The organism is Staphylococcus sp. HMSC34C02 (assembly GCF_001838705.1).
In the GTDB taxonomy this organism is placed as follows: Bacteria; Bacillota; Bacilli; order Staphylococcales; family Staphylococcaceae; genus Staphylococcus; species Staphylococcus borealis.
This window is the reverse complement of record NZ_KV838580.1, coordinates 14,944-41,692: the sequence shown is the minus strand read 5'-3', so window position 1 is coordinate 41,692 and position 26,749 is coordinate 14,944. Positions and strand designations below refer to the sequence as shown.

Here is a 26,749-nt window from a genome sequence, read left to right as displayed (position 1 = left end):
TCAGTCAGCTACTGCGAATTTGCAAAATAGCTTCGTTAAATTATTTATCTCCCAGCCTCTTTTTTAATAATTTGCGAAAGTTAAATCGGTATCAATTTGACCTTTAAATTGCTGAATCTCCAGTTCATGTCCATCAAGCCATGATTGAAAATTAATTGAAGTCGGGACTTGATTTTCACCTAACGTCATCCAAGCGGTTAAGTTTTGTGGTTCATACATTGAAGTATGTATTGTACCTGACCAACTTCTAAATAATTTGCTGTAAATTTCGAACTTTGGATCATTAAATAATTTAAAGGCTGTATGTTTATCTAGGGATTGTGAAGTTTGAGAAATAGTACGTTCTAATCGTTCACGTGATTCTTTCGTGTAATTTCGATTCTCGTGTGTTAAGACTTCGAAATGATTTGTACATACTTTATCATATCTAACATCAAATGAACGTGGTGTCACTTCAACGATGGCATGATTAAGCTTTTTATCCATTAAAATATAACTAAATGAGCTTCTATGTGGAAGTTCGTTTAAGAATTTAACAGCTTCATCTACATCTCTGCAATATTCTAAAACAAGGCGTCCAATCATATAACATACAAAGCCATTAGCAGGGTGTTTACGATGCATAAAGTTATAGCCCATCGTCAAACCAGCTTCATTCATACCATCCATGCGACCTGTCACTCTAGACGTAGGCCCAATTTGCGCTAGTCCTCCGTCATTAGGTTGGAATAATAAGTATCTTCCATCATATGTGGCAGGATGATAATCATAATTACGGACCATAAAATCCTTACCTTGAAATACAGTACATCCACTTTCTTTTAAATCTGTGAAACGATAATGTGCAAAATTTAATATCATTTGTTTTGTAGGTAGATTCAGTACTTCTTGCATTCCCATAATTTCTTCCCAAATTTGGGGTGCATATGTTTGAAAAACTGAATAAGTTTCATTAACATCTATATCAAAACGAGGCATACGTTTTTTCCATTCACGCTCACGATTTTCTAGTAAAGGCGTTTGTTTAAGCCATTGAGCTGTTTTAACCCCTAAATCAAAATGTGATCCTCTAAACGTCATGATATCTGAATTCACTTGTTGCATGAGAAGGCCTCCTGAAAATTCTAAATATTGTAAAATAGCATTAATTGAAAACTAATATAATTATTATTATACTGAACATGATAGCAAGAAAAATTTAAAAAACAAGGAGGGGTACTATGTTTCAGGACGCTTATTTAAAAGTATATAACAAAGTAAAAGCATGGTGGATGTATTAAACTAATGTACAATTGAAAACTTATGAAGTTTTTGAAATTCATTTTTTAATGATTATTATAAGACAAAAAAGGTATCTATTTAATGATAACAGTAAGTATGATAATATATAATATTGTAAACATACTTATTTCTATTTAGAGGTGAAACATACATGTGGGATTTAATTAAAGGTTTATTCAAATTCTTATTAAGCTTAGTAGTTATTACATCAGTAGTCGTTGGTGTAGGTGTTGTAGCATTTGCTTACATCTTCAAAAAAGACTTTGAAGATATCGAAAGAAAAACGAAAGAAATCGTTTCAGATATTGAAAGTAATAACGCGTAATTTGCGTAACAGTACCAGTAACTTCAATGTTGAGGTTACTGGTTTTTCTTTTTAATTAATGGTTTAGAGCGATTAAGAATAATTGTCATAGTGCCCCTTCTTTTAATAAAATAAAGGTAACTAGAACTTAGGAGGTATACTGATGACAACTAAGGGTTATATCGGTTCATATACGAAAAAAGAGGGTAAAGGGATTTATTTATTCGAATTAAATGAAGATAATGGTCACATTAGTGCTGTTAATACGGGTTATGAAATTGAAGCATCAACCTACCTTGCACAAACCGACGATTATTTATATGCCATTACGAAAGAGGGGACACATTGTGGAGTAGCAGCATTTAAAAAAGATCATTCAGGTGCACTAACATTAATCAATAAATGCTTAGCTTCTGAAGCGGGTACAGGCTGTTATATTTCAGTATCCACAGATCATAATTTCTTGTTTGAAGCGGTGTACGGCGCTGGTATCGCTAGAATATATCAATTAAATAAAGAGACAGGTGAAATTGTGAAGTTAATTCAAGAATTGCACCACGACTATCCACTTGGTAGTCACGAACGCCAAGAGCATTCACATGTCCATTATTTAAATGAAACACCTGACGGTAAATACGTTGTAGCTACGGATTTAGGTACTGATCGTGTTGTCACGTATGAATATAGTAGTGAAGGCTTAAAAGAGTATAAAGTGTCTCAATTTAAAGATCAAGATGGTCCTAGACACATTGCTTTTCATAAGAATGGCGAATATGCATATATTGTTCATGAATTATCTAATTATGTAAGTGTTGCTAAGTATGAGGATGGCGAATTTAAAGAAATAGAACGTCATTTAACGATTCCAGAAGATTTTAATGAAGATACTAAACTAGCTGCTGTCCGATTATCTCATGATCAACAATCGCTATATATTAGTAATCGCGGTCATGATAGTATTGCTGTTTTCACGATTACAGATGATGGTGCTGGACTAAACCCAGTAGAAATTGTTAAAAGTGGGGACCAATTTCCTAGAGATTTTAATATAACTGAATCAGATGACTACTTAGTATGTGCCCATCAAGAAGGAAATTATGACATTACCGTATTCAATAGAGATACACATACAGGTAAATTAACGCCAACAGATAATCAATACAATGCACCTGAGGGTGTACATGTTAGCTTTATTTAATAAACTATATAAATAGCCAGTCTGGGACATAAATAATATAACGATGCTACTTAGCAATTTCGCAGTAGCTGACTGAACTGAGAAGACGCTTAAATCAAGCTTTTCTCAGTTCTAGTCATCCTTGCGGAGGTGGGCGGGGCCCCAACAAAGAGAATTTCGCTAAGAAATTCTACAAGTCAAGCAACTTGGGAGTCGGGGCCCCAACACAAAGAAATCACGAAAGTGATTTTACAAGCAAAGCAAGTTGGGAGTCGGACGACGAATTCAAAAGAATTCTGTCCCGCTCCCTTCTTTTCGAATGAATTTATAAATTTTTAAAAAAGGTTCTAATATATTTAAATTTACCTTTATAGGGTGGATACATTACACTTGAATCTAATCGTGTAGATTTAAAGATATATGACTTACTGTGGCTAAAAGTTTCAAAAGTATATTTACCGTGATATTGACCGATACCAGACATGCCTACACCACCAAATGGTAGTTTAGGATTTGCTAAATGCATTAATGTATCATTGATTGCGCCACCGCCGAATGATAATTCATTTAACACACGGTGTGTACTATTCTCATCTTCACTAAATAAATAGAGACTCAATGGTTTAGCTTTACTTTGCACAATATCGATTGCTTCATTGAAATCATCGTAAGTAATGATAGGCAAGAGTGGACCAAAAATTTCTTCCTGCATAATTTTAGAGTTAGGTGTGATGCCATCTAATAAAGTTGGTTCTATATAGCGCGTTGATGCATTTGTATGGCCACCGAAAATAATATGTTGTTGATGTACGTGAAGTAATTCATTTAAGCGATTAAAATGTTTATCATTGACGATGCGACCGAAGTCAGGGCTTTCCTCAATCGTGTGACCATAAAATTCCTGAATACTTTGTTTAAGCGCCTCAATCAATTCGTCTTTAACTTTCTTATTTACTAATATATAGTCTGGTGCTACACATGTTTGACCAGCATTTGTAAATTTACCAAAACTAATACGATCACTTGCAACTTTGATATTAGCTGTGTCATCTACAATAACAGGAGACTTTCCACCTAATTCAAGCGTAACAGGGACTAAATTTTTACTAGCAGCTTCATATACAATTTGACCAACTTTATCACTACCTGTAAAGAAGATATAGTCGAAAGGTAGTTGAATTAATGTTTGTGTCTCAGAAATACCTCCTTCAACAACAGCTATATAATCTGGTGTAAACACGTCTTCAATAATTTGACGAATGACTGTGGCAACATGAGGTGTTAATTCAGATGGCTTAACAAGCGCTGTATTTCCAGCTGCGATAGCGCCAATTAAGGGTTCAAATACCAATTGAACTGGATAGTTAAATGGACCAATGATTAATACTGTGCCATAAGGTTCCTGCTTAATATAACTTTTTGCAGGAAACATAAATAGAGGGGTGTCAACTTGTTTTGTTTTAGCCCAATTTTTCAATTCTTTACGTGCTGTTTTAATACTTTTTAAAGTAAATCCAATTTCTGTAGCATAGGCTTCAACAGGACTTTTTCCTAAATCTGTTTTAAGCGCATCAAGTAAATCATTTTCATGATTTTTAATGCTTTTACTTAACTGTTTTAACTGATGCTTTCGAAATTTCAAATCTTTTGTTTTATGTGTTTTAAAAAAAGCTTTACTCTCTTCGAATTGTTGCTCGATGGTCGGCAATATATGATACCTCCTAATGAATCCTTTTTAAATTAAAAAACTTTATTAAAATGTATGATGTTATTCATCATATCTATACCCTAAATTTATTTCAATAAAAATGAAGCGGGACTGAATTTTTTTAAATTCGTCGCCCGCTCCTAGCTTGCTTTGCTTGTTGAATTTCTTGATGAAATGCGCTTTGTTGGGGTCTAGCCCGCAAAGATAACTAAAACCGAGAAAAGCATACGCCCTCTCGGTTCAGTTAGCTACTGCGCATTTGCAAAGTAGTATTGTTTAATTAATAATGTCCTAGCCTTACATATATAGGCGGTTAATTAAATACCTAAATGTCTTATTTAGTTAAAGCTTCTGTAATTTGAGGTACCACTTGTTTTTTACGAGAGACAACGCCTGATAAGAATGCCATGCCATCGTCTAGTTGAACTTTAAATGCTTCGCCAACTTTGTCTTTTTCAGCACCTACGACTAAAATTTTAGAGTCACTATTAATAATATCAGTTACGACTAATACAAATAAGTCGTATTTTTCATTTGCACTTGTTTCTAACATTGCTTTTTCAAGATCTTCTTTGCGATCTAAGACTTCGTCAATGTCAACCGTGTTAACTTGTGCAATACGTGTAACATAGTCACCCATATTGAATGATTTAGCGTCCATATCTAATAATTCTTCAGCAGATTTATCCGTTGTAGATGCACCAGCTTTTAACATATCTAAGCCATATTCATCTAAATCAACATTTGCAATGTCTTTTAAATCTTTAGCAGCATTTACATCTTCATCTGTACAAGTAGGTGATTTAAATAATAAGCTATCAGAAATGATTGCTGAAATCATTAATCCAGCAATGTGTGGTTTAATTTCAAATCCACGTTCTTTATACATTTTATAAAGAATTGTAGCTGTACAACCAACTGGTTCTGCTCGATACCAAAGTGGTGAAGCAGTTTCAAAGTTTGCGATTCTGTGATGGTCTACAACGTGTTTGATCTCAGCATCAGAAATTGTTTCAGCACTTTGTTGGAATTCGTTATGATCGACTAAGATAACCTCTTGACCATCTAGGTTATCACTTAATAATTCTGGTGCTTTAACTTCAAAGTGATCTAAAGCATATTGAGTTTCAGGATTAATATCTCCTAAGCGATATGGCGTCGCTTCAGAGTTACCAGTTAATTGTTCAAAATCAGCCATGATTATAGCTGATGCGATTGCATCTGTATCTGGATTTTGATGTCCAAAAATATAAGTTTTTGCCATTGTTATTATCCACCCTTATCATTTGATTTTTCATCTTATTTTATCATGTTTTATTTAGGAACATCTACCTCTGCGCCTAATGAGTTTACAAAATGTCCCAAAGCCCACACATGACCATTTTCATTGAAAGAAGCAACACCATCTTTAGGAATAGTGATGTGATATCCTAAATTATATGCTGATACGGCAGTATGGAGAATGCAAATATCTGTACATACACCTACAATTTCAATATCTGTGATATTTCTTTCACGTAATAGGCTATCTAAAGGCGTACCGTAGAAAGAATCATAGCGACGTTTATCTAGATAATGAACATTCTCGCATTCTTTAAAATTATCATAAAATGATTTAACCTTACCATACAGGTCGCGCCCTGATGTGCCCTCAATATTATGAGGAGGGAATAACTGCGTCTCAGGGTGGAAAGGATCATTTTCATAGTGTAAATCCATCATAAAGAAAATATCTTGGTCATGTGACTGAAACGTTTCAAGACGGTTTAGGATAAACGTTTCGATATCTTGACCGGGTTTACCACATGTTAAGCGGCCATCATCTGCAATAAAATCATAAGAATAATCTACAACGATAAGTGCTTTTTTAGTCATGAGCTATCATCCTCTCGAATAAATGTTTGAGGTATTTAAAAATTGTATAATTATATAGAAACGATTAAATGATTACCTCATTAATCATTACATATATTATAGCTAATCCCATTCTAAAATGGTACATAGCCTATAGATTTAAAGATTGGAAAGTTGAGATAGGGGATACGATATGTTAATTAATGCTCAAGATTATGGACTAAAAGGACATAATAAACGCAAAGACACGAAAGCAATACAGCGCGCATTGAATAAAGCAAGATATGGTGAACACACTGTGTTTATACCGAGTGGTACGTATCATATTTCGAAAGCACTCATTATTTACGGTGCAACGACACTATTACTTGAAGATGATACCACGTTGCTAAGATGTGGTAAGGATGCCCTTTTAAAAAACGGACATCGCTTTGGCTTTTATAAAGGATATCAAGGAAATGGTCAGATTTATATTAAAGGTGGAACATTTGATATGAATGGTGGTCAATTTCCGTATAATAATACTGCAATGTCAATTGGACATACGGAAGACATTCAACTGATTGGTGTTACGGTATTAAATGTCGTAGGTGGACATGCTTTAGATGCCTGTGGTATTAATGGCTTATATATCAAGAACTGTCATTTTAAGGGATTTAATGATTTTGATGGCGACCGCTCATTTTCAGAAGCGATTCAATTGGATATACAAGTCCCAGGTGCATTCCCTAAATTTGGCACGACAGATGGAACCATTACTAAAAACGTTGTTATCGAGAATTGTTATTTCGGTGATTCTGAAGACCAACACATGCGCCCATGGAATAGAGCGATTGGCTCGCACGCAAGTAGATATAATAAATTCTATGACAATGTGCATATTAAAGATAATTGTTTTGATGGAATGGAAGATTATGCATTAACACCTCTTAAAGCTAAAAACATGATTATATCACGCAATGAATTCAAAAATTGTAAAGGTGGTATTCGATTTTTAGGTGTGAAAGATGGAAAGAATGCTGCTGACCCTAACACAGGCTTAGTTATGCCATCTCAAGCAGGTGAAAACTTCAGTGTAATTAGTAATCATTTTAGTGGGAAAATGAAAAAAGATGCCATTCATATTAGAAGTTATAATGATGTAAAACATCAGAAAGTATTTATTGCAGGGAATTCGTTTGATGATGCATCACAAACGATACATTTAGAGGATATAGCTGACCTGACTTTAAATCAGGATGAGGACATCACAATTAGGAAAATAAATATAGAATAAAACAGTTTGCAAGTAGGACAAAATGGGAGTGGGAGTGGGACAGAATTCTTTTAAATTCGTCGTCCCACTCCCAGCTTGCTTAGCTTGTAGAATTTCTTGATGAAATTCTCTTTGTTGGGGCCCCGCCCGCAAGGGTGACTAGAACTGAGAAAAGCTTGATTTAAGTGCATTTTCAGTTCAGTCAGCTACTGCGAATTTGCAAAATAGCATCATCATATTATTTATGTCCCAGGCTCACGCCTAATTTCTATTGGCGATTGAATGCGCCTATAATTTTAACGCTGAAGTCCAATGTTTCTAAAATTGAAATAACTTTATCAAGTTCTTCACTTTTACCTATATCGGTTTGAACAAAGAAACGATACATACCTAGTTGTGTCTTAAGTGGTCTAGATTCTATCCATGACAAATTAATATCAAATAATGCAAAAGTATTGAGTATACTAGCTAACAGGCCAGCTTTGTCATGTTTCGGTGTGATTAATAACAACGTGCTAGTAGCTGTTTCACTATAGTGTTCATCACTTTTAACAACTAAAAAACGCGTAACATTATGCGGATAGTCTTGAATGTGTGCATCAATTGGTTCGAAACCATACGCTTCGCCACTACCTAGTGGCGCAATAGCAGCAACATGTGTATCGATTTTCTCCAAACTTTGTATTGTACTGTCGACATAATCATATAAGAAATGATGTCGGTGTATATATTGGCTCGTCTGACTAATCGCAGGTGCGATAGAATATACCTTTTCAATGTCCTCCAGTGAAGTGCCTTTAAGCGCGTATAGGCCAAAATTTATATCTAAATGAATTTCACCATGAGCATAAATGTCTTCTTGCGCAAGCGCATCTGCAACAATATTAATTGTTCCTTCAATTGAATTTTCAATAGGGACGATACCCACAGCATTGCTATGACTGTTAACTGCTTTAATTACCTCATAGAGATTGGATTTAGGAGAATATGTAACCTCTTCCTCTGATAAATAAGTTTTAGCTGCTAAGTATGAAAAAGTCCCTTTAGGGCCTAAATAATATAAACGCATCTTTGTTCATCACCTCGAATGATTGAACACTAGTGGAACGGACACTTAATTGACTGTGATGTCTTATAGTGAAAATTAGGATCCTTGATTTCATTATTATAACCATGATGATAGTTTGAAGTAAGGGTTGGTGAAAGTGGTGGTGCTAACCATGACCATTTTCCTGTAACATCACGATGATGAGCGTGTTCTTTTTCTTCAAATAATTGAAATTGTTTAGATGCAGTTAGATGATCTACAATTGAGACACCTTGAGATTTGAATGAATGATACACTGCATAATTTAATTCAACTAGCGTTCGATCTTTATTAAAAGAATTATTCTTAAGTGTATCAAATTCAAACGCTTCTGCAACACTTTCAAGTAAATTATAGCGGTAAGGGTCTGTGAAATTGCGCACTGCAATTTCAGTTACCATATACCACCCATTAAATGGAGCAGTTGGATACGTGATACCACCAATTTTTAAATCCATATTCGAAATAATAGGAACACCGTACCATTTTAAATTTAGTTGTTTCAATTTTGGGTACTGATCATGTTCTATATTAACTTCTTTTACTAATTCATGGGGTAACTCATATAGTTTAATTGAATCATTAGGTAACTGGTATATGAGTGGTAGTACATCAAAGTCTGTGCCTGCACCTTTCCATCCTAAATGTTCGGCCAATTGTGTTACTTCTCGTTCAGATGGATCACCACAATGTTCATAGCCTGCATACCTAATAAGTTGATTATTAAATATACGTGGTGCTTGATCAGGTGAAAAAATCGTTATATAAGGTTTGATTTTACCATCATTCGTTGCATATTTTAGATGATGGTTGATAGCATTAATAAAATCATGCTCATTGTCAACATTTCTTGCATCTTCTACATAGAGAGAATCCCAGAATAAGCGCCCAATACAACGATTAGAATTACGCCAAGCAAGTTTTGCACCATACGCTAATTCGTCAAACGTATGTGTATATGTGCCTGTATGTTGGATCTCTTCTTCTATTTCTTTTAATCTATTATCCCGTTGCGATGCATTGTAATTAAGTTCGTGATACATCGTTTCGATAAAACGTCTCGCTTCTTCTAATAACATAAGACCACCTCGGTTCATATTATAATCTAGACAATCAATTAACTCATTCAATTACATATATTGTCACGAATTTGTCTAATTGATATATTTTTTATTTTAAAAGTATCAATAAGATGTGAATACGCACTTCTAATGAATTATGATAAAATGTACTAAAACATCGTTAGGAGAGATTATGGTGTATCGATACGAAGATGACAGTTTAATGTTACATAATGACTTGTATCAAATTAATATGGCAGAAAGCTATTGGAATGATGGTATTCACGAACGAAATGCAGTATTTGACTTGTATTTTAGAAATATGCCTTTTGAGAGTGGCTATGCAGTATTTAATGGATTAAAAAGAGTAATTCAATTTATAGAACATTTTCATTTTAGTGATTCTGATATTGCGTATTTACAGTCGATTGGTTATAAAGATGATTTCTTGAATTATCTAAAGAACTTAAAGTTCACTGGTAATATACGTTCAATGCAAGAAGGTGAATTGTGCTTCGGTAATGAGCCATTACTTCGAGTAGAAGCACCATTAATTCAAGCACAACTTATAGAAACAGTATTATTAAACATAATTAACTTCCATACGTTAATTTCAACTAAAGCAAGTCGAATCCGTCAAGTTGCACCTGATGATACTTTAATGGAATTCGGAACACGACGTGCACAAGAAATGGATGCAGCACTATGGGGGGCACGTGCTGCCTATATTGGCGGTTTTGATTCTACGAGTAATGTGCGATCAGGTAAATTATTTGGTATACCTGTTTCTGGTACGCATGCACATGCACTCGTTCAGACATATGGTGATGAGTATAAGGCGTTTAAAATCTATGCAGAACGTCATAAAAATTGCGTTTTCTTAGTAGATACGTTCCATACATTGAAATCCGGTGTGCCTACCGCAATTAAAGTGGCTAAGGAATTAGGGGATAAAATTAATTTCATTGGGATACGTTTAGATTCTGGTGATATTGCTTATTTATCTAAAGAAGCACGTAGAATGTTAGATGAAGCGGGATTCAAAGATGCTAAAATTATTGCATCTAATGACTTAGATGAACAAACAATTATGAGTTTAAAATCTCAAGGTGCTAAAGTTGATTCATGGGGTGTAGGCACTAAATTGATTACCGGTTATGATCAACCCGCTTTAGGTGCAGTGTATAAGCTTGTAGCAGTTGAAGATGATAACGGTCAATATATTGATCGAATCAAACTTTCTAACAATGCTGAGAAAGTAACTACACCAGGTAAGAAAAAGGTTTATCGCATCATTAATACAAAAACAGGTAAAGCTGAAGGCGACTATATTACGCTAGAACATGAAAATCCTAATACAGAGAAGCCTTTAAAAATGTTCCATCCAGTTCACACATACAAAATGAAACATATTAAACACTTTGAGGCGATCGATTTACATCACTCAATTTTTGAAAATGGTAAATTGGTTTATCAATTACCGAGTGAAAAAGAAGCACAAGACTATTCTAAGCATGCGCTATCTAAATTGTGGGATGAAAATAAACGCTATTTAAATCCTCAAGAATATCCGGTTGATTTAAGTACTGCTTGTTGGGATAACAAACATAAACGTATATTCGAAGTTGCAGAACACGTGAAAGAAATGGAGGAGGACAATGACTAATTTACAAGATATCGTAGTCAAAGAAATGAAAGTGAAACCAACGATTGATAGTGAACAAGAGACGCGTGACATTATACAATTCATAAAAAATTATGTACAATCACATTCATTTATTAAATCTTTAGTATTAGGTATTTCCGGTGGTCAAGATTCAACGTTGACTGGTAAATTGGCACAGATAGCGGTTGAGGAATTACGTAAAGAAGGGCGAGCGTGTCAATTTATCGCTGTGAAATTACCTTATGGTGTTCAAAAAGATGCTGAAGAGGTCGAAGACGCGCTAGATTTTATTCATCCTGATGAAATCATAACCGTTAACATTAAACCAGCAGTTGATCAAAGTGTGCAATCGTTAAGCGAAGCCGGCATTACATTAACAGATTTTCAACGTGGTAATGAAAAAGCCCGTGAACGTATGAAAGTTCAATTTTCAATTGCATCGAATCGAAGTGGCATCGTCATAGGAACTGATCATTCAGCTGAAAATATTACCGGATTCTATACGAAGTATGGTGATGGTGCTGCCGATATTGCGCCAATCTTCGGTCTGAATAAAAGACAGGGAAGACAATTATTGAAATATTTAGATGCACCAAAACATTTATACGAAAAAATCCCTACAGCAGATTTAGAGGATGATAAACCTCAACTACCTGATGAAGAAGCATTGGGTGTTACGTATGATGAAATAGATGATTATTTAGAAGGCAAGCACGTGTCAAGCGAAGCACGTGATACGATTGAAAATCACTATATCAAAAATGCCCATAAACGTGAATTAGCATATACACGTTACACTTGGCCTAAAAATTAAAAAACATTTTCTAGTGACAAAATAAACATTCACTGATAAAATTATTTCGATTTTAGATATCCATGTAAGAAAAGGGGATTAGTATGTCAGTGATAACTTCAAATCCATGGTCAATGGTATTAGCGATATTCGTTATCAACGTTTTTTACGTCACATTTTTAACTATGCGTACGATATTAACGTTAAAAGGGTATCGTTATATGGCGGCGGCAGTCAGCTTCCTTGAAGTATTAGTATATGTAGTTGGTCTTGGTATGGTGATGTCTAGTTTAGACCAAATTCAAAATATTTTTGCTTATGCGTTTGGTTTCTCTATAGGGATTTTAGTTGGTATGAAAATTGAAGAAAAACTCGCTTTAGGTTATACAGTAGTAAACGTGACATCATCGGAGTATGAGATTGATTTACCAAATGAATTGAGAAATTTAGGTTATGGTGTTACACACTACGCAGCACACGGTCGTGATGGTAGTCGAATGGTAATGCAAATATTAACGCCAAGACGTTATGAACGTAAATTAATGGAAACAGTGCGCAATTTAGATGCGAAAGCATTCATCATAGCGTATGAACCTAGAGCGATTCATGGTGGCTTCTGGACGAAAGGTGTTCGTACTCGAAAAGTTAAAGCATATGAAGTTGAAGAAATTGAAAGTGTTGTGGAACATGATGAAATTCAAAGTAAATGACAATGAAACCATCTCAGAATGTCTATCACGTATGCGTGAAGAAGGGTATATGCCAGTTAAACGAATCGAAAAACCAATATATACTGAAGATGAAGAGGGTAATATCGTTGTTCTAAGACAAGATATTCAATTTGTTGGTAAGAAGCTTTAATATTAAAAATTAATGAAATATAGCTTGATTAAGAGTGAAAAGAAGGGTATTCAAAACTTCTTTTCACTCTTTTTATAATTCTATTGTTAATGGATGAGTGTATTATTTAAAAGAAATCTATTATACTAAGTTTGTAAAAAAAGATTTATACATTTGATATATAATCTGTTAAACTAAAATTGAAGTCTTAAAGACGAACTATTTTAGATAATTTACGTTTAATGTACAGTTTTGAATTATAAATTTTATACATAGAATAGGAGATTAGAAATGATTGATCGTTATTCAAGAGAAGAAATGGCAAATATTTGGACTGATCAAAACAGATACGAAGCTTGGTTAGAGGTTGAAATCTTAGCTTGTGAAGCTTGGAGTGAATTAGGCCACATCCCTAAAGAAGATGTACAAAAGATAAGACAGAACGCTAAAGTTGATGTGCAACGCGCACAAGAAATTGAACAAGAAACACGTCACGATGTTGTTGCTTTTACAAGACAAGTTTCAGAAACTTTAGGTGAAGAACGTAAATGGGTACACTATGGTTTAACTTCAACAGATGTCGTTGATACAGCACTAAGCTATGTAATTAAACAAGCTAACGAAATTATAGAAAAAGATATTGAGCGTTTCATAGATGTTTTAGAACAAAAAGCGAAAAAATATAAATATACATTGATGATGGGGCGTACTCACGGTGTACACGCTGAACCAACGACGTTCGGTGTGAAAATGGCATTGTGGTACACTGAAATGAAACGAAATTTAAAACGATTCAAAGAAGTTCGGAAAGAAATTGAAGTGGGTAAAATGAGTGGTGCAGTTGGTACATTTGCTAATATTCCACCTGAAATAGAACACTATGTATGTGAGCACTTAGGTATTGATACAGCACCAGTTTCAACACAAACATTACAACGTGATCGTCATGCATACTATATCGCTACGTTAGCTTTAATAGCTACATCACTTGAAAAATTTGCTGTTGAAATTCGTAATTTACAAAAAACTGAAACACGAGAAGTTGAAGAAGCATTTGCAAAGGGCCAAAAAGGTTCATCAGCGATGCCTCATAAACGTAATCCTATTGGTTCAGAAAATATCACAGGTATTTCTAGAGTAATCAGAGGGTATATTACAACTGCATACGAGAATGTGCCACTGTGGCATGAACGTGATATCTCTCACTCTTCAGCTGAACGTATCATGTTGCCAGATGTTACAATTGCGTTGAATTATGCATTAAATCGTTTTACAAACATTGTAGATAGATTGACTGTGTTTGAAGATAATATGAGAAATAACATCGATAAAACATTCGGATTAATCTTCTCACAACGTGTACTATTAGCATTAATCAATAAAGGCATGGTTCGTGAAGAAGCTTATGATAAAGTACAACCTAAAGCGATGGAATCTTGGGAAACGAAAACACCTTTCCGTCAATTATTAGAGAAAGATGAAACGATCACAAATGTACTTTCTAAAGAAGAATTAGATGAATGTTTCAACCCTGAACACCATTTAAATCAAGTTGATACTATTTTCAAACGTGCAGGATTAGAATAATAAGTGACTGTTTTCATTTAAAATACTACACTTTAACTATTTAATGCGTTAAAATGAGAGTATATTGAAAACGGATTATAGGGGTTGTTTGAGATGCAAATAGAGAAATTACGAGGTCAAGCGTTAGATGAACTTTTTGATGCAATTCTTACACTTGAAAATAGAGAAGAATGTTATCAATTCTTTGATGATTTATGCACTGTTAATGAACTTCAATCGTTATCTCAAAGACTACAAGTTGCTAAGATGATTAAACAGGGTTATACCTATGCTACTATCGAAAAGGAATCTGGTGCCTCAACAGCAACAATTTCCAGAGTAAAGCGTTCATTACAATGGGGTAATGATGCGTATACGATGATTTTGGAACGACTAAATATAGAAACGAAAAAATAATATATCATAACGTTAAACGCTAAGTTATAACGTGAATTGCTCCCTTCGAAATGGTCATTCATTTGAATATTTTGGAGGGAGCATTTTATCTGTACGTTCAATGCGAAGGGATAACTGTTTATAAATATAGGTTTAAAATTAATTTTTTTCACAAGTGTAACTGCAAATAATTATAATTTGTTTTCCTTATAAACTGTATAATTTCCAATGATTCTATTTAGAATTGGCACCCTAAAAATGATATAATTTGGTGTATGTTAAAAAAAGGAGTTAAGGGATTATGTATGACATTAAAGCGTGGCAACATGTGTTCAAATTAGATCCTGCAAAAGAAATTAGTGATAACGATTTAGATACACTATGTATGTCAAATACAGATGCTATCATGATTGGTGGCACAGATAATGTTACTGAAGATAATGTCATTCATTTGATGAGTAGAGTAAGAAGATATCCATTACCATTAGTTCTTGAAATATCTAATATTGAAAGTATTATTCCGGGCTTTGATTTTTATTTTGTACCTACAGTGTTAAATAGTCAGGATACGACATATCATAACGGGATAATGCATCAAGCCTTGAAGCAATTCGGTTTTATGGTTAATTTTGACGAAGTCGTGTTAGAAGGTTATCTCGTGCTTAATCCAGATAGTAAAGTAGCACAACTAACACAGGCTAATACGAATTTAGATATTGAAGATGTAGAGGCATATGCACAAATGGTAAATGAGATGTATAAATTGCCAATGATGTACATTGAATATAGTGGGAAATATGGTGATGTTGCGACGGTTGAAGCTGCATCACGTTTATTAACGAATACGCAATTGGTGTATGGCGGTGGTATTACGTCTATTGAACAAGCTAGAGAAATGTCACAACATGCAGACACTATTGTAGTAGGTAATATTATTTATGAAGACATTAAAAAAGCGATAAAAACAGTAAAAATAAAAAAGGAGTCTAATAAATGAATTCATTAGTTGATCATATGAATAAAGAGCAAAGTGAAGCGGTAAGAACGACAGAAGGTCCATTGTTAATTATGGCCGGCGCTGGTTCAGGTAAAACGAGAGTGTTAACGCATCGTATCGCCTATTTATTAGATGAAAAAGACGTTTCTCCTTACAATATATTAGCGATTACTTTTACTAATAAAGCCGCTAAAGAAATGAAAGAACGTGTTGAACAATTAGTAGGTGAAGAGGCACAAGTGATTTGGATGTCTACCTTCCACTCTATGTGCGTAAGAATATTGCGACGTGATGCAGATAGAATAGGCATTGAACGTAATTTTACAATTATTGATCCAACCGATCAAAAATCTGTCATTAAAGATGTCCTTAAAAATGAAAATATCGACAGTAAACGTTTTGAACCAAGAATGTTTATTGGTGCAATTAGTAATTTGAAGAATGAACTCAAAACACCTGAAGATGCAATTAATGAGGCGAATGACTTCCATTCACAAATGGTTGCTACGGTTTATAGTGGGTATCAACGTCAATTGACGCGTAATGAAGCACTTGATTTTGATGATTTGATTATGAAGACAATTCAGCTATTTGAGCGTATTCCAGATGCACTTGAATACTATCAGAACAAATTCCAATACATTCATGTAGACGAATACCAAGATACGAACAAAGCGCAATATACTTTAGTGAAGTTATTAGCTAGTAAATTCAAAAATCTTTGTGTAGTTGGTGACTCAGATCAGTCTATTTATGGCTGGAGAGGTGCAGATATTCAAAATATCTTATCATTTGAAGAAGATTATCCTAATGCTAAAACAATATTTTTAGAACAAAATTATCGTTCGACTAAGACGATTTTAACTGCAGCCAATGAGGTCATCAAACATAATTCAGAGAGAAAACCAAAAGGGTTGTGGACAGCAAATACAGGTGGCGAAAAAATCAAATACTATGAAGCAATGACAGAACGTGATGAAGCTGAATATGTAGTTAGAGAAATTATGAAGCACCGTAAAGCTGGAAAAGATTATAGTGATATGGCAATACTTTATCGAACAAATGCGCAATCACGTGTCTTAGAGGAAACGTTTATGAAATCTAATCTTCCTTACACGATGGTTGGTGGTCAAAAGTTCTATGACCGTAAAGAAATCAAAGACTTACTAAGTTATTTAAGAATAGTTGCCAATAGTAATGACGATATCAGCTTACAACGTGTCATTAATGTGCCTAAACGCGGCATTGGCCCTTCATCTGTTGAGAAAATTCAACGCTATGCGATGGATAATAATATTAGTATGTTTGATGCTTTGGCAGAAGTAGACTTTATTGGTCTTTCGAAAAAGGTAACGCAAGAATGTATTAAGTTTTATGAACTGATTCAAAACTTAATCAAAGAACAGGAATTTCTAGAAGTAAGTGAAATTGTTGTTGAAATCTTAGATAAATCAGGATATAGAGACATGCTTGAACGTGAACAAACGATAGAGTCACGTAGTAGATTAGAGAATATCGATGAGTTTATGTCCGTACCAAAAGATTATGAAGAGAATACTCCTTTAGAAGAACAATCACTTATTAACTTTTTAACAGATTTATCATTAGTGGCGGATATTGATGAAGCGCAAATTGAAAATGGCGTAACACTTATGACAATGCACTCAGCGAAAGGGTTAGAATTCCCAGTCGTATTCTTAATGGGAATGGAAGAATCACTATTTCCTCATATTCGTGCAATTAAGAGTGATGATGACCATGAAATGGAGGAAGAACGTCGTATTTGTTATGTAGCCATAACTAGAGCTGAAGAAGTATTATATATTACGCATGCGACATCTCGTATGTTGTATGGTCGTTCACAATCTAATATGCCTTCAAGATTCTTACGTGAAATTCCTGAAGATTTATTAGAAACGCCAGCTAAGCAACAACGTCAAACGATTACGCCTAAAACATCAAAACAACCTAAACGCGGATTTAGCAAACGCACTACATCATCAAAAAAACAAGTTTCAGCTTCTGACTGGAATGTCGGAGATAAAGTGACTCATAAAGCATGGGGCGAAGGCATGGTAAGCAATGTCAATGAGAAAAATGGTTCTGTTGAATTGGACATTATATTTAAATCAGAGGGGCCTAAACGTCTCTTAGCACAATTTGCACCAATCGAGAAAAAGGAGGATTAATGTATGGACAATATCCAAAATCGTGTGAAAGCGTTACATGATTTATTAAATCAATATGGCTATGAATACTATGTACAAGATAATCCTTCTGTACCTGATAGTGAATACGATAAATTATTACGTGAATTAATTGATATTGAAGAAGCACACCCTGAATTAAAATCACCTGATTCACCTACCGTTCGTGTAGGTGGAGAGGTGCAATCATCGTTCGAGAAAGTGAACCATGATACACCAATGTTAAGTTTAGGTAATGCTTTCAATGAGCAAGAGTTGCGTCGATTTGATCAACGTATTCGTGAACAAGTTGGTAAAGTTGAATATATGTGTGAATTGAAAATAGATGGTCTAGCTGTATCACTCAAATATGTGGATGGTCGTTTCGTTCAAGGTTTGACACGAGGCGATGGAACGACGGGGGAAGACATCACTGAAAATTTACGTACCATACATGCGATTCCATTGAAAATTAATGAGCCACTTAGTTTTGAAGTGCGTGGTGAAGCTTATATGCCACGTAGTTCTTTCATAAGACTCAATGAAGAAAAAGAAAAAAATGATGAACAACCATTTGCGAATCCACGTAATGCTGCAGCAGGTTCATTAAGACAACTCGATCCGAAATTAGCTGCTAAACGTAAATTGAGCGTATTTTTATACAGTGTTAATGATTTTACAGATTTTAAAGCAACCACTCAAAGTGGTGCGTTAGATGAGTTAGATCGCTTAGGATTTAAGACAAATCATGAACGTGCACGTGTTGATGATATTGAAGGTGTATTAGCATACATTGAGAAATGGACAAATCAACGTGAACAACTACCTTATGATATTGATGGTATTGTAATAAAAGTAAATGACATAGAGCAACAAGATGAAATGGGATACACACAGAAATCTCCAAGATGGGCTATTGCATATAAGTTCCCAGCTGAAGAAGTCGTTACAACGCTACAAGATATTGAGTTAAGTATTGGTAGAACAGGCGTTGTGACCCCAACGGCAATTCTCAATCCAGTACGAGTTGCTGGAACAACAGTTTCTAGAGCATCATTACATAATGAAGATTTAATACGTGAACGTGATATTAGAATTGGGGATAGCGTCGTAGTTAAAAAAGCTGGTGACATCATTCCAGAAGTTGTAAGAAGTATCACGGAGCGTCGTCCAGAAGGTACGTTACCTTATTCTATGCCTACGCATTGTCCAAGTTGTGGTCATGAATTGGTAAGAATCGAGGGTGAAGTTGCATTGCGTTGTATTAATCCAAAGTGTCAAGCACAACTAGTTGAAGGGTTAATTCACTTTGTATCACGTCAGGCAATGAATATAGATGGTTTAGGCACAAAAATAATCCAGCAACTCTATCATCATGAAGTGATTAAAGATGTGGCTGACATTTTCTACTTAACTGAAGATGATTTATTACCACTAGAGCGCATGGGTTCTAAAAAAGTAGACAATTTACTTAAAGCTATTGATGATGCTAAAGCCAATTCATTAGAGCATTTGCTATTTGGTTTAGGTATTCGCCATCTGGGTGTAAAAGCGAGTCAAGTTTTAGCTGAGAAATATGAAACAATGGATCGTTTATTTGAAGTGACCGAAGAGGAACTTATTAGTATACATGACATTGGTGATAAATTAGCACAATCAGTAGTGACTTACTTAGAAAATGAAGATATAAAAGCACTGATTGAAAAATTAAAAAACAAAGATGTCAATATGGTTTATAATGGAATTAAGACGTCTGACATAGAAGGTCACCCTGATTTTAAAGATAAAATCATCGTTTTAACAGGGAAATTACAACAGTTAACACGTAAAGAAGCATCCGCTTGGTTAGAATTACAAGGTGCGAAAGTTACAAGTAGTGTGACAAAAAATACGGATTTAGTAATTGCGGGTGAAGATGCTGGTTCTAAATTAACTAAGGCTGAAAAGTTTGGTACTGAAATTTGGACAGAAGAACAATTTGTGGCAAAACAAAATGAAATATCAAGTTAGAGGAGAACGGCAATGAAGCGGACCCTATTTTTAATTTTAACGTCGCTTGTGCTGTTAGCGGCATGTGGCAATGACAATGATAATAAAAATAATCAATCTGTAAATAAGCAAGAATCAAAATCAGACTCAAATAATGTTAAGACAATAGCAACAGATAAAAATGTACAAGGTGATAATTACCGTACGATTCTGCCATTTAAAGAAAGCAAGGCGCGTGGCGTATTACAAGATAATATGGCAAATAGCTACAATGGTGATGATTTTGAAAGTGGTTTATTGAAATTAAGTAAAGATGTCTTTCCAACTGACGACTATCTATATCAAGATGGTCAATATTTAGATAAAGATACGATTAATAGTTACTTAAATCCTAAATACACTAAAAAAGAAATAGATAAGATGAGTGATAAAGAGAAGGAATCAAACAATGCGAGTGAAAATTTAGGTTTGAATCCATCACATAAAGGTGAGGATGATCCGGAAAAAATCGCAGAACAATCACCTGCGTATTTATCTAACATACTTGAACAAGATTTCTATGATAGTGGTGATACTAAAGGTAAAAATATAAAAGGTATGACAATTGGTTTAGCCATGAATAGTGTCTATTACTATCAAAAAGAAAAAGATGGAGAGACTTATAGTAAGGAACTTGATGATAAGGAAATTGAAAAACAAGGTAAACAAATGGCTTCCGAAATCTTAACGAGATTAAGAGCCAATGATGACCTTAAAGATATTCCTATTCATTTTGCGATTTATAAACAATCAGATCAAAATTCAATTACTCCAGGTGAATTCATCGCCAATACTACAGTGGATGATGACCAAACTAAAATTAATAAATGGAATAAAATTGATCAAGTTTCAGCACTCTTACCTTCATCAACAGCTGAAAAGTATAATGAGAATTTAAATAATAATTTCAAGCAATTCAATAATAATCTACAATCTTACTTTACTAATTTTACGCAAGCAGTAGGTAAAGTGAAATTTGAAGGTAAGAAACCAACTCAATTAACAATAGACTTACCGATTGATTACTATGGTCAAGCTGAGACGATTGGTATTACGCAGTATGTTACAGAACAAGCGCAGAAATACTTTGATAATATCGATAGTTATGAAATTCGCATTAAAGATGGCAATACGCCAAGAGCTCTAATTAGTAAATCTAAAGAGGATAAAGAACCTCAAGTTCATATTTATAATAATTAATTAAAAAACTACGGATAATACCTAAATGATAGGCTATCCGTAGTTTTTAATATAATCATGCTACTTTTCACGAACAATTGATTTAACTTTTTCAATGTCTCGTTCAACAAAGTCACCAGGATGTTGCGTTAACAAACTAACAACATAGGTAACAATAACACTAACTAAGAAACCTGGAATGATTTCATACATGCCAAAAATTTCATTGATACCAGCTAGAGGTTTAATCCATACAATCCATATAATGACCACGAGCGCACCAGCTACCATACCACTAATCGCACCAGCTCGAGTTAACTTCTTCCAGTAAAGTGAGAATAATACTAATGGACTGAAAGATGCGCCAAAGCCTGCCCAAGCATTACCAACCAAATTCAGAATCGTGTCATTAGGAGACCATGCAATTGCGATAGCAACAATGGCAACGGCTAATACAGAAAGTCTACCAACCAATACGAATTCTTTTTGATGTGATTTTGCGCGTTCTTCACCACGAATTAATTTATAGAAGTCTTCTGTTAAGGAACTTGAAGTAACCAATAATTGTGATGAAATCGTGCTCATAATTGCTGCAAGAATGGCGGCTAATAAGAAACCACCTACTAACGGGTGAAATAAAATTTGACTCATAATGATGAATAACGTTTCAGGATCATCCATTTTAACGTGATTGTCTGGTATAAACGCAATACCAGTTAAACCAACGCCTACAGCACCTAGTAGGCCAACAGTCATCCAACTAATACCTAATCGACGTGCTTTAGGTAACATTTTATGTGACTTTATAGACATAAATCTTACAATGATGTGAGGTTGACCAAAATAACCTAGACCCCAAGCAAATAGAGAAATAATACCAAGTGTAGTCGTACCTCTAAATAAGTCCATATTCGTTGGTTTCATTTCAGCTACTCGAGAAAAAGTATCCCAACCATTAAGTTGCAATATAGCAACGATAGGAACCATAACCATCGCGATTAACATAATGACGCCTTGGAAGAAATCGGTAATCGATACAGCCAAGTAACCTCCGAAGAAAGTATAGGCAATCACGATGACAGCAACGAGTAGTAATCCAAAGTGATAGTTTAATCCAAATGCACTTTCAAACAGCTTACCACCAGATACAAAGCCAGAGTGAGTATATAATGTGAAGAATACTACAATGATTAAACCAGAAATAATTTTAATAATATTTTCTTTATCATTAAGTCGATTTTTGAAGAAATCAGGAAGGGTGATTGCATCGCCTGCCACTTCTGTATACACTCTCAATCTTGGTGCCACAATAAGATAGTTGACATAGGCACCTAATGTAAGTCCGATCGTTATCCAAATTGCTGATAGGCCTGTGCTATAGACTGAACCTGGAAGCCCCATAATCATCCAACCGCTCATGTCTGATGCACCGGCAGACAATGCTGTAATATATGGTCCGATATTTCGACCACCAAGCATATATTCACTTAAGTTACCCGTAGCTTGTTTGTAGCCGTAATAACCAATAATAAGCAAAATAATAAAATAAATCGCAATCATTATGTATGTTTGCCAATTGGTATTCACTTGACTAGGCAAGCTTGCTCCTAAAATAAGCATATAGAAATACCCCCTTTGATTTTAACGAAGTAGATACATAGATGTTTAATAAACTTTGATAAATTTTAAATACATATGTATGCAACCTTTTTAATTAATTTAGTTACATGTAATATTATACAATGTGATGAATGGTTTAGAGAAGTGTTAATTTTTATTTTTAAAAAGAAAAACACTTTAAACACTTAATAATAAAGGGTTTTTAAAAAACGGAAATTAGCAATCATATTGTCCATGATGTGTATATTTAAATGTTTAATGTCCTTAAATGCAAATTATAGACCACATATATGTCAAAAATTATAATTGAGTTACATTAATTGTGGTGCAAAAAGATCTTGTTTTTCTATCAATTAACCATTCACAATGCTTTACCGTTGTGTTGATTCAATAAATATTTAGATTTTTAGGTGAAAATTTGATACAATTTTATGATGAATGAGTAATAAGGAGGCTTTTAATAAATGACTAAAGTTACACGCGAAGAGGTTGAACATATAGCACATTTAGCAAGACTTCAAATTTCTGAAGAAGAAACTGAAGAAATGGCTAATACACTTGAAAGTATCTTAGATTTTGCTAAGCAAAATGATACAGCAGATACAGAAGGTATTGAACCAACGTATCACGTATTAGATTTACAAAATGTGTTACGTGATGATGAAGCAATCGAGGGCATTCCTCAAGAACTTGCATTAAAAAATGCTAAAGAGACAGAAAATGGTCAATTTAAAGTACCAGCTATCATGAATGAGGAGGAAGCTTAAGATGAGTATTCGTTATGAATCAGTTGAAAAATTATCAGAAATGATTAAAAACAATGAGATTAAGCCTTCAGAAGTTGTCAAAGACATCTATGATGCAATTGAAGAAACGGATCCTACAATTAAATCATTTTTAGCATTAGATAAAGATAATGCAATTAAAAAAGCTAAAGAATTAGATGAATTACAAGCAAAAGGCCAAATGGAAGGTAAATTGTTTGGTATTCCAATGGGAATCAAAGACAACATTATTACTAAAGACGTGGAAACAACATGTGCAAGTAAAATGTTAGAAGGATTTGTTCCTATTTATGAATCAACTGTAATGAATAAATTACATGATGAAAATGCCATTTTAATCGGTAAACTTAACATGGATGAGTTTGCTATGGGTGGTTCTACAGAAACATCATACTTTAAACAAACAGTTAATCCATTCGATCATAAAGCTGTACCAGGTGGTTCATCTGGTGGTTCTGCAGCAGCAGTTGCAGCGGGATTAGTACCGTTTAGTTTAGGGTCAGATACTGGTGGCTCAATTCGTCAACCAGCAGCATATTGTGGTGTCGTAGGAATGAAACCAACTTATGGACGCGTTTCACGTTTCGGATTAGTTGCATTTGCATCATCACTAGATCAAATAGGACCAATTACACGTAATGTTAAAGATAACGCTATCGTGTTAGAAACGATTTCTGGCGTTGATAGAAATGACTCTACAAGTGCACCAGTTGAAGACGTTGACTTCACATCAGATATTGGTAAAGATATTAAAGGTTTAAGAGTAGCGTTACCAAAAGAGTATTTAGGTGAAGGTATCAATGAAGATGTTAAAGAAGCTGTTAAGAATGCAGTTGAGACACTTAAATCTTTAGGTGCAGAAGTTGAAGAAGTTTCACTTCCAAATACTAAATATGGTATTCCATCATATTATGTTATTGCGTCATCTGAAGCATCAGCAAACTTAGCTCGCTTTGATGGTATTCGTTATGGTTACCATTCTAAAGAAGCTCAAACATTAGAAGAATTATATAAAATGTCTAGATCTGAAGGTTTTGGCGCTGAAGTTAAACGCCGTATCTTCTTAGGTACTTTCGCGTTAAGTTCTGGATATTATGATGCATACTATAAAAAATCACAAAAAGTTAGAACATTGATTAAAAATGACTTTGATAAAGTATTTGAAAACTATGACGTAGTTGTAGGACCAACAGCACCAACGACTGCATTTAACTTAGGTGATGAAATTGATGATCCTTTAACTATGTATGCTAATGACTTATTAACTACACCTGTTAACTTAGCTGGTTTACCAGGTATTTCTGTTCCTTGTGGGCAATCAAACGGTAGACCAATCGGCTTACAATTTATCGGTAAACCTTTTGATGAAAAGACGTTATATCGTGTGGCATATCAATATGAAACACAATTCAACTTACATGACGCATATGAAAAATTATAAGGAGTGGAAATAATGCATTTTGAAACAGTTATCGGACTTGAAGTTCACGTTGAGCTAAAAACAGACTCAAAAATGTTCTCTCCATCACCAGCACATTTTGGAGCTGAACCTAACTCAAATACAAATGTTATTGACTTAGCATATCCTGGTGTATTACCAGTCGTTAATAGACGTGCTGTAGACTGGGCTATGCGTGCATCAATGGCTTTAAATATGGACATTGCGACAAATTCTAAATTTGACCGTAAAAACTATTTCTATCCAGACAATCCAAAGGCATATCAAATTTCTCAATTTGATCAACCTATCGGTGAAAATGGATATATTGATATCGAGGTAGATGGTGAAACAAAACGTATTGGAATCACACGTCTTCACATGGAAGAAGATGCTGGTAAATCAACACATAAAGATGGTTATTCATTAGTTGACTTAAACCGTCAAGGTACACCATTAATCGAAATTGTTTCTGAACCGGATATCAGATCTCCAAAAGAAGCATATGCTTATCTAGAAAAATTACGTTCAATCATCCAATACACTGGCGTATCTGACTGTAAAATGGAAGAAGGGTCATTACGTTGTGATGCCAACATTTCATTACGTCCTTATGGACAAAAAGAATTCGGTACTAAAACTGAATTGAAAAACCTTAACTCATTTAACTATGTAAGAAAAGGTTTAGAATATGAAGAAAAACGCCAAGAGGAAGAATTATTAAACGGTGGTACTATTGGACAAGAGACACGACGTTTCGATGAATCAACTGGCAAAACAATCTTAATGCGTGTTAAAGAAGGTTCAGATGACTATCGTTACTTCCCTGAACCTGATATCGTACCTTTATACGTTGATGATGAATGGAAAGCACGCGTACGTGAAACAATTCCTGAATTACCAGACGAACGTAAAGCGAAATACGTTAATGATTTAGGATTACCAGAATACGATGCCCACGTCTTAACACTTACTAAAGAAATGTCAGATTTCTTTGAAGGTGCTATAGACCAAGGTGCCGATGTTAAATTAACATCTAACTGGTTAATGGGTGGCGTTAATGAATATTTAAATAAAAATCAAGTTGAGTTACAAGATACTCAATTAACGCCAGAAAACCTTGCTGGTATGATTAAACTTATTGAAGACGGTACAATGAGTAGTAAAATCGCTAAAAAAGTTTTCCCAGAGTTAGCTGAAAATGGTGGAGATGCTAAACAAATTATGGAAGACAAAGGTTTAGTACAAATCTCTGATGAGGCTACTTTAACTCAATTTGTTACAGAGGCGTTAGACAATAATCCACAATCAGTTGAAGATTATAAAAATGGTAAAGGCAAAGCGATGGGCTTCTTAGTTGGTCAAATTATGAAAGCATCTAAAGGCCAAGCTAACCCTCAAAAAGTAAACCAAATTTTAAAACAAGAATTAGATAAACGCTAATTAAATGATGCATTTGTATGTCATTCAATGATTAATTAACAGTCTGGGAAAAAATAATATAATAATGCTATTTTGCAAATTCGCA

Annotated in this window: 23 protein-coding genes; 16 read left to right on the top strand and 7 right to left on the bottom strand. The window is 34.4% G+C overall.

Annotated elements, in window-relative coordinates:
• Positions 1 to 63 precede the first annotated feature (63 nt).
• Positions 64 to 1,104, bottom strand: coding sequence for a C45 family autoproteolytic acyltransferase/hydrolase (locus HMPREF3239_RS06065; protein WP_070855044.1), 1,041 nt, complete (start codon positions 1,102 to 1,104; stop codon positions 64 to 66).
• A 328-nt stretch (positions 1,105 to 1,432) separates the two neighbouring features.
• Between HMPREF3239_RS06065 and HMPREF3239_RS12305 the strand changes: the two genes are divergently transcribed.
• On the top strand, positions 1,433 to 1,606 hold the full coding sequence (locus tag HMPREF3239_RS12305) for a hypothetical protein (RefSeq protein ID WP_011275337.1): 174 nt from the start codon (positions 1,433 to 1,435) through the stop codon (positions 1,604 to 1,606).
• Positions 1,607 to 1,748: 142 nt separating this feature from the next.
• Positions 1,749 to 2,783 carry a 6-phosphogluconolactonase gene (locus HMPREF3239_RS06060; RefSeq protein ID WP_053030400.1) on the top strand — a complete coding sequence of 345 codons (1,035 nt, stop codon included), beginning with the start codon at positions 1,749 to 1,751 and terminating at the stop codon, positions 2,781 to 2,783.
• Between the two features lie 304 nt (positions 2,784 to 3,087).
• Here the strand turns inward: HMPREF3239_RS06060 and HMPREF3239_RS06055 are convergent, their stop codons facing one another.
• From HMPREF3239_RS06055 to HMPREF3239_RS06045, 3 genes are all read right to left on the bottom strand, one after another.
• On the bottom strand, positions 3,088 to 4,470 hold the full coding sequence (locus tag HMPREF3239_RS06055) for an aldehyde dehydrogenase (RefSeq protein ID WP_070855043.1): 1,383 nt from the start codon (positions 4,468 to 4,470) through the stop codon (positions 3,088 to 3,090).
• Positions 4,471 to 4,804: 334 nt separating this feature from the next.
• The gene (locus HMPREF3239_RS06050) at positions 4,805 to 5,734 is read right to left on the bottom strand and encodes a manganese-dependent inorganic pyrophosphatase (protein WP_053030398.1); all 930 of its coding nucleotides are present in this window, start codon (positions 5,732 to 5,734) and stop codon (positions 4,805 to 4,807) included.
• 50 nt (positions 5,735 to 5,784) lie between these two features.
• A complete protein-coding gene (locus tag HMPREF3239_RS06045) occupies positions 5,785 to 6,345 on the bottom strand; it encodes a cysteine hydrolase family protein (protein WP_070855042.1) in 561 nt (186 codons plus the stop codon).
• A gap of 172 nt (positions 6,346 to 6,517) precedes the next feature.
• Between HMPREF3239_RS06045 and HMPREF3239_RS06040 the strand changes: the two genes are divergently transcribed.
• Positions 6,518 to 7,600: a glycosyl hydrolase family 28-related protein gene (locus HMPREF3239_RS06040; RefSeq protein WP_070855041.1), complete on the top strand. Its 1,083-nt coding sequence runs from the start codon at positions 6,518 to 6,520 to the stop codon at positions 7,598 to 7,600.
• Positions 7,601 to 7,847: 247 nt separating this feature from the next.
• Here HMPREF3239_RS06040 and HMPREF3239_RS06035 read toward each other — a convergent pair whose 3' ends face one another.
• Together HMPREF3239_RS06035 and HMPREF3239_RS06030 are read right to left on the bottom strand one after the other, a co-directional pair.
• Complete coding sequence (locus HMPREF3239_RS06035) at positions 7,848 to 8,648, bottom strand: prephenate dehydratase (RefSeq protein ID WP_070855040.1); 801 nt, start codon at positions 8,646 to 8,648, stop codon at positions 7,848 to 7,850.
• 29 nt (positions 8,649 to 8,677) lie between these two features.
• Complete coding sequence (locus HMPREF3239_RS06030) at positions 8,678 to 9,745, bottom strand: nitric oxide synthase oxygenase (protein ID WP_070855039.1); 1,068 nt, start codon at positions 9,743 to 9,745, stop codon at positions 8,678 to 8,680.
• 178 nt (positions 9,746 to 9,923) lie between these two features.
• Here HMPREF3239_RS06030 and HMPREF3239_RS06025 point away from each other — a divergent pair, with 178 nt between their 5' ends.
• The 10 genes from HMPREF3239_RS06025 (at position 9,924) to HMPREF3239_RS05980 (ending at position 21,399) form a co-directional block, all read left to right on the top strand.
• A complete protein-coding gene (locus HMPREF3239_RS06025) occupies positions 9,924 to 11,393 on the top strand; it encodes a nicotinate phosphoribosyltransferase (RefSeq protein WP_070855046.1) in 1,470 nt (489 codons plus the stop codon).
• Positions 11,386 to 12,207, top strand: coding sequence for an ammonia-dependent NAD(+) synthetase (nadE, locus tag HMPREF3239_RS06020; RefSeq protein WP_070855038.1), 822 nt, complete (start codon positions 11,386 to 11,388; stop codon positions 12,205 to 12,207). Before HMPREF3239_RS06025 ends, nadE begins: the two co-directional genes overlap by 8 nt.
• An 83-nt stretch (positions 12,208 to 12,290) precedes the next feature.
• The gene (locus HMPREF3239_RS06015; RefSeq protein WP_053030392.1) at positions 12,291 to 12,896 is read left to right on the top strand and encodes a DUF2179 domain-containing protein; all 606 of its coding nucleotides are present in this window, start codon (positions 12,291 to 12,293) and stop codon (positions 12,894 to 12,896) included.
• Positions 12,877 to 13,047 (top strand): NETI motif-containing protein, encoded by a 171-nt coding sequence (locus tag HMPREF3239_RS06010; RefSeq protein WP_070855045.1) that lies wholly within the window; start codon positions 12,877 to 12,879, stop codon positions 13,045 to 13,047. Before HMPREF3239_RS06015 ends, HMPREF3239_RS06010 begins: the two co-directional genes overlap by 20 nt.
• Before the next feature lie 270 nt (positions 13,048 to 13,317).
• Positions 13,318 to 14,613, top strand: a complete 1,296-nt coding sequence (purB, locus tag HMPREF3239_RS06005; protein ID WP_070855037.1) for an adenylosuccinate lyase — start codon at positions 13,318 to 13,320, stop codon at positions 14,611 to 14,613.
• Positions 14,614 to 14,706: 93 nt separating this feature from the next.
• The gene (locus tag HMPREF3239_RS06000; protein WP_011275350.1) at positions 14,707 to 15,009 is read left to right on the top strand and encodes a YerC/YecD family TrpR-related protein; all 303 of its coding nucleotides are present in this window, start codon (positions 14,707 to 14,709) and stop codon (positions 15,007 to 15,009) included.
• Positions 15,010 to 15,289: 280 nt separating this feature from the next.
• Positions 15,290 to 15,985 (top strand): heptaprenylglyceryl phosphate synthase, encoded by a 696-nt coding sequence (locus tag HMPREF3239_RS05995; RefSeq protein WP_053030390.1) that lies wholly within the window; start codon positions 15,290 to 15,292, stop codon positions 15,983 to 15,985.
• The gene (pcrA, locus tag HMPREF3239_RS05990; RefSeq protein ID WP_053030389.1) at positions 15,982 to 18,174 is read left to right on the top strand and encodes a DNA helicase PcrA; all 2,193 of its coding nucleotides are present in this window, start codon (positions 15,982 to 15,984) and stop codon (positions 18,172 to 18,174) included. Before HMPREF3239_RS05995 ends, pcrA begins: the two co-directional genes overlap by 4 nt.
• 3 nt (positions 18,175 to 18,177) lie before the next feature.
• A complete protein-coding gene (gene ligA, locus HMPREF3239_RS05985) occupies positions 18,178 to 20,181 on the top strand; it encodes an NAD-dependent DNA ligase LigA (RefSeq protein ID WP_070855036.1) in 2,004 nt (667 codons plus the stop codon).
• A 12-nt stretch (positions 20,182 to 20,193) separates the two neighbouring features.
• A complete protein-coding gene (locus HMPREF3239_RS05980) occupies positions 20,194 to 21,399 on the top strand; it encodes a CamS family sex pheromone protein (protein WP_053030387.1) in 1,206 nt (401 codons plus the stop codon).
• Between the two features lie 60 nt (positions 21,400 to 21,459).
• Here HMPREF3239_RS05980 and putP read toward each other — a convergent pair whose 3' ends face one another.
• The gene (gene putP, locus HMPREF3239_RS05975; RefSeq protein WP_070855035.1) at positions 21,460 to 22,998 is read right to left on the bottom strand and encodes a sodium/proline symporter PutP; all 1,539 of its coding nucleotides are present in this window, start codon (positions 22,996 to 22,998) and stop codon (positions 21,460 to 21,462) included.
• A gap of 464 nt (positions 22,999 to 23,462) precedes the next feature.
• Here putP and gatC point away from each other — a divergent pair, with 464 nt between their 5' ends.
• Genes gatC through gatB form a run of 3 tightly spaced genes read left to right on the top strand, consistent with a single transcriptional unit; the run spans position 23,463 to position 26,664 of the window.
• Positions 23,463 to 23,765, top strand: coding sequence for an Asp-tRNA(Asn)/Glu-tRNA(Gln) amidotransferase subunit GatC (gene gatC, locus HMPREF3239_RS05970; protein WP_011275356.1), 303 nt, complete (start codon positions 23,463 to 23,465; stop codon positions 23,763 to 23,765).
• Position 23,766: 1 nt separating this feature from the next.
• Positions 23,767 to 25,224, top strand: a complete 1,458-nt coding sequence (gene gatA / locus HMPREF3239_RS05965) for an Asp-tRNA(Asn)/Glu-tRNA(Gln) amidotransferase subunit GatA (protein ID WP_053030385.1) — start codon at positions 23,767 to 23,769, stop codon at positions 25,222 to 25,224.
• Between the two features lie 12 nt (positions 25,225 to 25,236).
• The gene (gene gatB, locus HMPREF3239_RS05960) at positions 25,237 to 26,664 is read left to right on the top strand and encodes an Asp-tRNA(Asn)/Glu-tRNA(Gln) amidotransferase subunit GatB (RefSeq protein ID WP_070855034.1); all 1,428 of its coding nucleotides are present in this window, start codon (positions 25,237 to 25,239) and stop codon (positions 26,662 to 26,664) included.
• Positions 26,665 to 26,749 lie beyond the last annotated feature (85 nt).

What these genes read in the sequence shown, in the direction of transcription:
- HMPREF3239_RS06065 (WP_070855044.1), bottom strand. Translation starts at nt 1,104, where the DNA reads ATGCAACAAGTGAATTCAGATATCATGACGTTTAGAGGATCACATTTT.
- HMPREF3239_RS12305 (WP_011275337.1), top strand. Translation starts at nt 1,433, where the DNA reads ATGTGGGATTTAATTAAAGGTTTATTCAAATTCTTATTAAGCTTAGTA.
- HMPREF3239_RS06060 (WP_053030400.1), top strand. Translation starts at nt 1,749, where the DNA reads ATGACAACTAAGGGTTATATCGGTTCATATACGAAAAAAGAGGGTAAA.
- HMPREF3239_RS06050 (WP_053030398.1), bottom strand. Translation starts at nt 5,734, where the DNA reads ATGGCAAAAACTTATATTTTTGGACATCAAAATCCAGATACAGATGCA.
- HMPREF3239_RS06045 (WP_070855042.1), bottom strand. Translation starts at nt 6,345, where the DNA reads ATGACTAAAAAAGCACTTATCGTTGTAGATTATTCTTATGATTTTATT.
- HMPREF3239_RS06040 (WP_070855041.1), top strand. Translation starts at nt 6,518, where the DNA reads ATGTTAATTAATGCTCAAGATTATGGACTAAAAGGACATAATAAACGC.
- HMPREF3239_RS06035 (WP_070855040.1), bottom strand. Translation starts at nt 8,648, where the DNA reads ATGCGTTTATATTATTTAGGCCCTAAAGGGACTTTTTCATACTTAGCA.
- HMPREF3239_RS06030 (WP_070855039.1), bottom strand. Translation starts at nt 9,745, where the DNA reads ATGTTATTAGAAGAAGCGAGACGTTTTATCGAAACGATGTATCACGAA.
- nadE (WP_070855038.1), top strand. Translation starts at nt 11,386, where the DNA reads ATGACTAATTTACAAGATATCGTAGTCAAAGAAATGAAAGTGAAACCA.
- HMPREF3239_RS06015 (WP_053030392.1), top strand. Translation starts at nt 12,291, where the DNA reads ATGTCAGTGATAACTTCAAATCCATGGTCAATGGTATTAGCGATATTC.
- HMPREF3239_RS06010 (WP_070855045.1), top strand. Translation starts at nt 12,877, where the DNA reads ATGAAATTCAAAGTAAATGACAATGAAACCATCTCAGAATGTCTATCA.
- purB (WP_070855037.1), top strand. Translation starts at nt 13,318, where the DNA reads ATGATTGATCGTTATTCAAGAGAAGAAATGGCAAATATTTGGACTGAT.
- HMPREF3239_RS06000 (WP_011275350.1), top strand. Translation starts at nt 14,707, where the DNA reads ATGCAAATAGAGAAATTACGAGGTCAAGCGTTAGATGAACTTTTTGAT.
- HMPREF3239_RS05995 (WP_053030390.1), top strand. Translation starts at nt 15,290, where the DNA reads ATGTATGACATTAAAGCGTGGCAACATGTGTTCAAATTAGATCCTGCA.
- pcrA (WP_053030389.1), top strand. Translation starts at nt 15,982, where the DNA reads ATGAATTCATTAGTTGATCATATGAATAAAGAGCAAAGTGAAGCGGTA.
- ligA (WP_070855036.1), top strand. Translation starts at nt 18,178, where the DNA reads ATGGACAATATCCAAAATCGTGTGAAAGCGTTACATGATTTATTAAAT.
- HMPREF3239_RS05980 (WP_053030387.1), top strand. Translation starts at nt 20,194, where the DNA reads ATGAAGCGGACCCTATTTTTAATTTTAACGTCGCTTGTGCTGTTAGCG.
- putP (WP_070855035.1), bottom strand. Translation starts at nt 22,998, where the DNA reads ATGCTTATTTTAGGAGCAAGCTTGCCTAGTCAAGTGAATACCAATTGG.
- gatC (WP_011275356.1), top strand. Translation starts at nt 23,463, where the DNA reads ATGACTAAAGTTACACGCGAAGAGGTTGAACATATAGCACATTTAGCA.
- gatA (WP_053030385.1), top strand. Translation starts at nt 23,767, where the DNA reads ATGAGTATTCGTTATGAATCAGTTGAAAAATTATCAGAAATGATTAAA.
- gatB (WP_070855034.1), top strand. Translation starts at nt 25,237, where the DNA reads ATGCATTTTGAAACAGTTATCGGACTTGAAGTTCACGTTGAGCTAAAA.